The organism is Sphingobium phenoxybenzoativorans (genome assembly GCF_001757355.1).
GTDB classification, from domain to species: Bacteria; Pseudomonadota; Alphaproteobacteria; order Sphingomonadales; family Sphingomonadaceae; genus Sphingobium; species Sphingobium phenoxybenzoativorans.
The window spans coordinates 1-8,144 of sequence record NZ_MINO01000112.1 but is presented as its reverse complement, the minus strand read 5'-3'; the positions used below and the strand labels follow the sequence as shown (position 1 = coordinate 8,144).

At 65.2% G+C, this 8,144-nt stretch carries 7 protein-coding genes and 1 pseudogene; 2 read left to right on the top strand and 6 right to left on the bottom strand.

Annotated elements, in window-relative coordinates; genetic code table 11:
- From BHQ40_RS23190 to BHQ40_RS23165, 6 genes and pseudogenes are all read right to left on the bottom strand, one after another.
- A pseudogene (locus tag BHQ40_RS23190) lies at positions 1-413 on the bottom strand (tetratricopeptide repeat protein); the annotation flags it as partial.
- Entirely contained in the window at positions 413-1,777 is a 1,365-nt protein-coding gene (gene prsR / locus BHQ40_RS23185) for a PEP-CTERM-box response regulator transcription factor (RefSeq protein WP_070158107.1), read from the bottom strand. The pseudogene BHQ40_RS23190 and the gene prsR, both read right to left, overlap by 1 nt.
- Entirely contained in the window at positions 1,777-3,858 is a 2,082-nt protein-coding gene (gene prsK, locus BHQ40_RS23180; protein WP_070158106.1) for an XrtA/PEP-CTERM system histidine kinase PrsK, read from the bottom strand. The genes prsR and prsK overlap by 1 nt, the downstream gene beginning before the upstream one ends.
- Positions 3,859-3,865: 7 nt before the next feature.
- A complete protein-coding gene (locus BHQ40_RS23175) occupies positions 3,866-5,254 on the bottom strand; it encodes a TIGR03013 family XrtA/PEP-CTERM system glycosyltransferase (RefSeq protein ID WP_070158105.1) in 1,389 nt (462 codons plus the stop codon).
- A gap of 435 nt (positions 5,255-5,689) precedes the next feature.
- Positions 5,690-5,959, bottom strand: coding sequence for a hypothetical protein (locus BHQ40_RS23170; RefSeq protein WP_070158104.1), 270 nt, complete (start codon positions 5,957-5,959; stop codon positions 5,690-5,692).
- Positions 5,960-6,023: 64 nt separating this feature from the next.
- Positions 6,024-7,415: a helix-turn-helix domain-containing protein gene (locus BHQ40_RS23165; protein WP_070158103.1), complete on the bottom strand. Its 1,392-nt coding sequence runs from the start codon at positions 7,413-7,415 to the stop codon at positions 6,024-6,026.
- A gap of 195 nt (positions 7,416-7,610) precedes the next feature.
- On the opposite strand from BHQ40_RS23165, the gene BHQ40_RS26380 reads away from it, so the two are divergent.
- Positions 7,611-7,763, top strand: coding sequence for a hypothetical protein (locus BHQ40_RS26380; RefSeq protein WP_171905941.1), 153 nt, complete (start codon positions 7,611-7,613; stop codon positions 7,761-7,763).
- Between the two features lie 123 nt (positions 7,764-7,886).
- A partial coding sequence (locus BHQ40_RS23160) for an AAA family ATPase (RefSeq protein ID WP_171905942.1) occupies positions 7,887-8,144 on the top strand: 258 nt, incomplete at its 3' end.

Below are 8,144 nucleotides of genomic sequence, written 5' to 3'. Positions count from 1 at the left end.
CGCAGCGCATAGCCGCGCTGCGCGGGCATGGCATCCGGGGCCTGCGCCTCGGCAATCGCCTCGTCCGCCTCCCCCTGCAGCAGATAGGCGTTCGCCATCAGGTGCCGGGTCTTGCCGGGTGCGGAGCCAAGCGCCCGCGCTCGCCGCAGCTCAGCCTCCGCGCCGACGCCATCGCCCAGATCGATCAGCACGCGCGCCTGCGCGATGCGCGCATCGGCCCAGTCCGGCCGCGCCTTGATGGCGTTCATCAACTCGACACGGGCGGTGCGCGGATCACCCTTCTGAAGCGCGTCCAGCCCCTTCGCCATGCTGGCCTGCGGATCGTGCGTCCCGGCGCGCAGCATCATCAACGGCACGCCCAGCGCCGGAACAGCGACCAGCGCCGCGCCCAGGAAAATCCAGTGACGGCGCATCAATCCTGCATCTCATATTGCTTGAGCAGGTCGTAGAGCGTCGGGCGGCTGATGCCGAGCATCTTGGCCGCGCTGGAGATATTGCCCTGGCTGCGGGCGATGGCGCGGCGGATGGACTTGCGGTCGGCGATCTCGCGCGCAGCCTTCAGGTTGATGACCTCCGCGCCCTCGCTGCCCTCTCCGTCCAGATCGAGGTCGGCGGCCGTCACCATCTTGCCGTCGGCCATGATGACCGCCCGCTTCATGCGATTTTCCAGCTCGCGCACATTGCCGGGCCAGGGCCAGGCGTCGAGAGCGGCCAGCGCATCGGGGGACAACCCCTTGACCGCCGGGTTGATCTCCCCGGCAAAGCGCGTGAGGAAATGGCGGGCCAGCAGCACGGAATCGCCCGGCCGGTCCTTCAGCGCCGGGATATGCACGACGATTTCGGCAAGCCGGTAATAGAGGTCCTCGCGGAATGTCTCGGCCGCGATCATCGCGTACAGATTGCGGTGGGTGGCGCACACGATGCGGGTATTGACCGGAATCGCCTGACGCCCGCCAACCCGTTCGATCACCCGCTCCTGCAGGAACCGCAGCAGCTTCACCTGCAGCGGCAGGGGAATATCGCCAATCTCGTCCAGGAACAGCGTGCCGCCCTCGGCCTGCTCGATCTTCCCCGGCGTCGTCTTGATCGCGCCGGTGAACGCGCCTTTCTCATGCCCGAACAGTTCGGATTCCAGCAGCGTTTCGGGAATGGCGGCGCAGTTGATGGCCACGAAGGCCCCCTCGCGGCGATGGCTGGCGTCATGCAGCCCCTGCGCCAGCAGTTCCTTGCCGGTCCCGCTGGCGCCCAGCAGCATGACGGAGACATCCGCCGTCGCAACCCGCTCCAGCGTCCGCGTGACCTTCAGCATTTCCGGCGCTGCCGTGATCAGGCGGCCAAGGGCGCGATTATCCTCGCCCGGCCGATCCGCCAGACGGGCATTCTCCTGCTCCAGCGCATGCACATGGAAGGCGCGGCCGACGATCAGGCCCAGTTCGTCGATATCGACCGGCTTCTGGTAGAAATCATACGCCCCGCCGGAAATCGCATTCAGCGCGCTTTCCCGCGCGCCATGCCCTGACGCGACGATGACCTTGGTATCGGGCTTTACCTGCAATATTTCCGCCAGCGTCGCGAAACCTTCGGTCGTGCCGTCGGGATCGGGCGGCAGACCAAGGTCCAACGTCACGACATCGGGCGCCTCGGCGCGCATGATCTCCATCGCTTCCTCACGGTCTCCCGCGATGAAAAGCTGATAATCCTCATACGCCCAGCGCAACTGGCGCTGCAGGCCGGCATCGTCCTCGACGATCAGCAATTTGGGTCGCATATCAGCCATCAGGCCGCCCTTTCACGATGATGATGGCCGCCATTCTGCGCCGCCAGCGGCAGGAACAGCGTGAAACAGCTTCCTTCGCCCGGACGGCTCAGCACCTCTATCCGGCCGTTCATGGCGCGGGCCAGTTCGCGCGCCTCGAATGCGCCGATGCCGAACCCGCCCGCCTTGCTGGAGGAGAAGGGCTTGAACAGGTCGCGGCGGATAAACTCCGCGGTCATGCCGCATCCCCGGTCGACGACATCGATCGTCGCGCAATCCCGGTTCCGGCCCAGCCGCACGATGACCGGCGCGCCCGAACCGCTGGCGTCGATGGCGTTCTGCACCAGATGCCCCAATATCTGCTCGACGCGGACGGGATCGGCGAAGGCGTCGACGCCCTCCCCGCTGATCTCGACCGGATGCGCCTTGCCCTTGGTCCGCACTACCCGCTCCGCAATCGGACTGACCGGCATGGCGCGCGGCTCCTCCTGCGTCATCCTGTTATGCTGCGACAGGCGGGCCAGCATCTCGTTCATCCGGCCCACGGACTCGCGCAGCGTCAGCACCATGTCGGCGCGGAACTCCGGATTGTCGGCATGGCGCTCGGCATTGCGGGCAAGCAGGGAAAGCTGGCTCACCAGATTCTTGATGTCATGCATGATGAAGGCGAAGCGGCGGTTGAACTCGTCGAACCGCTGCGCATCGTCCAGCGCCTGTTGCCCCTGCGCCTCGCGGATATAGCTTGCGACCTGCCGCCCCGCGGCGCGCAGCATGTCGAAATCCTCCCAGTCCAGCTTGCGATCGACCAGCGGACGCGCCAGCAGGATCGCCCCGGCCAGCCGGTCGAAATGGATCAGCGGCACCAGCGCCCAGGCATTGCGGTCGGCCAGCATCCATTCGGGCATCGCATAGTCGCTCTTGCCCGCGCGCACGCTGTCCAGATCGACGATCCAGCCGGTGCTCTCGATCGCTGCGGCATCGCTCGCCGAAATGGCGGGCACCGGAACGCCCGAATCGCTCCAGTTCCACGACGCCTGCAGGACCAGGCCGCCGCTCTCGCTGGGCAGCATCAGCAAGGCTGCCTGGGATTCGGTGATGTCGGCCACCGCCTTGATGACGCGCTGGTCGAAGGGCGCGGCGTCCTCGCCGGGCCTGCCCATCGTATCGGTGAAGCGCATCCACTCCGCGCGATAATCATAGCGGTGCTGGAAGAAATGCTTGGCGACCTGCACCTTGATCAGCGCGCGCAATCCCCGCGCCGGAACCAGGCCAAGCACGGCCACGGCGAGGAAGAAGATCGCGCCGATTTCTATGATCCGGGCATAGGGTCCGGCGATCCAGTCGATGCCCATCATGATGACCGCGACGACGATTATATAGACGCCGACCGCCACCAGCGAGAGCGAGCGGAAGGCCACCGTGCGGGACAAACGCAAACGCCCGCCACCCGCCGCCCGCGCGCTCAGCGCCATCACCGGCGCGACGAACGCCATGACGATGCCGCGCAGGGCGAACAGTTCATCGACATCACCGCCGGACAGATAGCTCAGCGCATAGAGGTTGAGGTCATAGGTCCACATCGCCACCAGCGCCGCCATCAGCAGCCCGATGCGCGCGCGCCCCTCCGGCGCCGAAATGGTGAAAAGATGATGGACGAGCAGCAACGCGCCCGCCGCCACCATCATCCGCAGCACCTTCACCGTATCCAGCGCGGTCACGAAAAAGTCCGTGTCCCGGCCGATCTCCATCGCATAGAGCGCAATGCCGATCTGCAGGGCCAGCAATATGCCGAGCACGCCATAGATTACCGTCACGGCGCGCGGATGCGCCGTCTGCCGCCCCTCGCCCCGGTGCAGCAGCGCAAAGATGAACAGCAGCCATGCGGCGTTGCGCAGGCATTCGGAAATGCCCAGGAATGCGCCGCGCATGCCGCTGAACGCCGCGTACAGCGCCCAGAAGGCGGTCATGCCCAGCGCCGTCACCAGCAGGCGGCGTTCCGCGCCGCTGCCCTGCCCGCGCGACACCCATACCGCCAGCGCCGCGAAAAGCGCCGCCGCCAGGGCATGTCCCCAGTCTCCCAGAAATTGCAGCATGCTGCTCATGGCCGCCTCAGCGCGCCCCCTCCGGCCACAGAATGACGCGCAGCGTCTGCAGCAGGATCAGCAGGTCCAGGAACGGCGTGTAATTCTTGGCGTAATAGAGATCATATTCCAGCTTGTGCCGGGCATCCTCGATGGACGCGCCATAGGGATAGTTGATCTGCGCCCAGCCGGTGATGCCCGGCTTCACCATATGGCGTTCGGCATAATAGCGCAGATGCTGTTCCAGATCCTCGACGAACTGGCGGCGCTCCGGCCGCGGGCCGACGAAGCTCATCTCGCCTTTCAGCACCGTCCAGCTCTGCGGCAGCTCATCGATGCGCAGCTTGCGCAGCCAGCGGCCAAGGCGGGTGATGCGGGGATCGTCGACCTCCGCCCAGATCGCCTGTCCATGCACCTCCGCATCCTGCCGCATCGTGCGCAGCTTGATGATCTGGAACTCCTGCCCGTAGAGACCGATGCGCAACTGCCGGTAGAAAGCCGGCCCCTTGCTGTCGAGCTTCACCCACAGCGCAGCGATCGCGATGATCGGCCCGGTCAGGATCAGCAGGATCGCGCTGGCCAGAATGTCGAACATCCGCTTGGCGAAGCTGGAAATGCGCCGCCCCGCCGAAAAGCCGTCGGAAAAGATCAGCCAGCTCGGGTTGACGGTGTCCAGGTCCACCCGGCCCGTCTCGCGCTCAAGGAAGGTGGACAGGTCGTTCACATGCACGCCGGTCGTCTTGATGCGGATCAGGTCCTGCATCGGCAGCGCGTTGCGCCGCTCCTCCAGCGCCAGCACCACCTCGCTCGCGCCCAGCTTCACGACGAAATCCGCCAGGTTGTAGATGGCGGTGCGGTTGATCGCCTCCGCGACCACCTGCTCGCCGTCATTCATGCCGATATAGCCGACGACCAGGAAGCCCGCGCCGCGCCGCTGTTCAAGCTGCCGGATGCGGTCGGCGCGATGCCCAGCGCCCAGCACGATCAGGCGGCGCTTGAACGCCTCCCCGCCCAGCATGGAGCCAAGCACGATGCGCAGGGTGACAAGGAACAGGAAGGCGAAGATCATCGCGTAAAGCGAGTTGGACCGCCACAGCGTCATGCCGGGGATCAGGAAATAGAGAACGGACAGGAAGATCACGCCAAGCGAGATCGCGACGATCAGCCGCGCCACGGCAAAGCGGATCGACTGCAGCGATTCCACGCCATAGACGCCTACCGCGATCATCGCGACCTGCAGCGAAATGCCGAAGCTCAGCAGCGGCGCATAGCGTTCCTGAATGCCGTGGACCGCCATGCCGATCTGTTGCGCGCGCAGCACCCATCCGGCTTCGGCGGCGGCGAGAAGCAACAAGAAATCGAGCAGGCCGAGCAGCAATACCGCATGGGGAACATAATGTTTGAACAGTCTGACCATGCGTTCATCGCTTCCTGCATTGTTCCGGCACCGGAGAGCGGGAAAGTTTACACACGCATGTCAATATTCCCGACACTGACAAGAGTGTCGCGCAAAATCACCAATATTTCCTGAATGACCGGCTAACTAGACCGTCTCCGGCCTGGATCTGGACCATCGCTGGCATAGAACTGGAACATCTCTAGCCTGGATAAAGTGTGCTCCTGCGCAGGCAGGAGCCCAGTTCAGACGGCAGGAATGGGCTCCTGCCTGCGCAGGAGCACGCCACCATCTTTTCAACGAGCGGACACTCTCCAGACCGAACCACCCAACATCCGCCAACCAACTTCCATTCGGGCTGAGTTTGTCGAAGCCCTGCCCTGTTCTTGAGGAGGAGTGCACCCCTTCGACAAGCTCAGGGCAACCGGAGTTGGCGATACCAATGCAGCCTAGCCCTCACTCCCCGGACTGGAGCTTTTCCGCCGCCTTCTTCGTCACGTCGCCGACATTCCGCGCGGCCTGGTCCACCGCTTCTGCGGCGCTGATGGCGGCGTCCGTCCGGGCTTCATCCCGCCGTTCCGAAGCGACATAGAAAAAGCCTATGGCCAATATCAGCGCAATCGCCACGATCGCCATGATGACGCCATTTCCGCGCAGCCGGGATTGCGCATTAAGGGGCAGTGGAGAGTTGCAGCCCTCGCTGTCGTTGACCGACCTGTAGGCCATGAGAAATCTCCCTTCCTTAAGGGAGATAACAACCCGGCCGCCATGATCGTTCCAGCGGCCCGCCTCAATCCGCGGCAAAGGCGAAGGGGGACAGGCCCCGCTCCCGCTCGCTGAACTGCAGCGTCCGGCCGCGCGGCGGCGCGCTGCGCTGGGTGCAGTCCGGGCGCGTGCACGCTGGGCAGCCAAGGCCGACCGGCTGCGCCGCGCCGCCCTCCAGGTCCAGCCCGCGCGCATGCAGCATCGGCGCTGCGAAACCGGCCTGCAACCCCAGCGCCACAGAAAATATCGACCGTTCCTGGCCCAGTCCCGCGCCCTGCCCTTCGACGGTGCGGGACAGGGTGAACCAGCGCTCGCCATCTTCAAGCGCGATCAGATGCGGGACGATCCGGCCGGGCGAATCGAAGGCGGCGTGAATATCCCAGAGCGGGCACCGCCCATCCGCCTCGACCAGCGGCGCTGCGCTGGCCCCGGCATAGCGTTTCGACACCTGCCCCGCCCGGTCGATGCGCAGCATGAAGAAGGGCAGCCCCCGCGCGCCGACACGCTGCAGGGTGGTCAGCCGGTGGGCGATCTGTTCAAAGCTCGCGCCGAACCGCCGCTGCAACAGCAGCAGGTCATAACCGCTGCCCTCACAGGCCCGCAGGAAACGCGCATAGGGCATCATCACGGCGGCGGCGAAATAGGCGGTCAGGTGACGGCGGAACAGCCGGTCCGCCGTTCGGTCGGCAAAGCCCGCCCCCGCCACCAGCGCGTCGATCTGGTCCCGCGCCTCCAGGTCGCCGAGCAGATAGGCGGCGTGGAACAGCCGGGACGCGCCGTCCAGCATCTCCGACAACTGCAACTGGCGGGCATGCAGGTCCAGCCGGCGAATCTGGTCCGGCAAGGTGTCGGCCGGCAGGATTCGGATCGTAAGCTGGTGCCGCACGCGCAGCCGCTCGGACAGCGCGCCATACAGGTCTCCGGCGGTCAGGCGCAGTTCGTCGGCCGCCGTTTCCGCCTGCGCGTCCAGATCGGCGAAATGGTTGCGCCACCGCTCTATTTCCCGGCGAACCAGGGTGATCGATCCGGTATCCGGCGCCTGCGCGCCGCCGCCCTGCCCCATCCGGTCGAACGCGCGCGCGAAAGCCTCCGCCCCGCCCGGCGCAGCGGCCAGCCATTCCTCCATTTCCGCCCGGTCGATGCCAAGGTCCGCAAACATCGGATCGGCCAGACGGCGGCGCAGGCCGTCCATGCCGCCGCCCGGCTCCTCGCTTCCCAACCGGCGCGGATCGAAGTCGAACCGTTCGGCCAGGCGCAGCATCAGCGCGGCGGAGATCGATCGCTGGTTACGCTCGATCAGGTTCAAATAGCTGGGCGAAATATCGAGCGCGTCAGCCAACGCCACCTGCGTCAACCCGGCGGAACGGCGCAGCCGGCGGATGGCGTGCCCCGCGAAAAGCTTGCTATGCGCCGCCATGATTTACCCTGCCGCCCATTAAATCCTGCCGCCCCCGAAAGAGCACCCCGATATACCGCGTCCAACTTGTATGAATTTTTACAAATTTACAACCGATTTGCATTTCATCGCGACAGATACACATCAAATCTTTACAAAATTTCTCGCCTTGTTCCGCCGCCTCGGCCACATGCTTGGGACAGAAGGAGCAAGACCATGACCGAACCTACACGTTCCCGCGCCGTCTTCTCGACCGAAGATTTTGGGCTGATGAAGGAAGCGATTGCAGACTACATCAAGAAGATACAGGACAAGCCGGAGTCGGCGAAGTTCAGTAATCTTTATCATCGCCTGGGCCGCCTCGGCTAAACGCCGGGTCCGCCACACCGAGCTTTCCTGGGGAGGAAAGACTGGCCCGTCATGGCATTATTTGCCGTGGCGGGCCTTTTGATTTCCCTGCCCATCGCCGCCAAAGCCCGCTACAGCCCGGCGATGCTCAGCCGCCTGACCGTCAGCGACTTTCGCAATCATGAAGATGCGCTGATCGTCCCTGCGCACCCTTTTGTGGTGCTGACGGGGGACAATGGCGCGGGCAAGACCAATATATTGGAGGCCGTATCGCTGCTGGCCCCCGGCCGGGGCCTGCGCGGCGCGCCGCTGCGGGAAATGGCGCGGCAGGACGGCGGCGGCGGCTTCGGCATTGCGGCGCAGGTGGACGGCGTAACGCTGGGCACCGGCATCGTCGCGGAC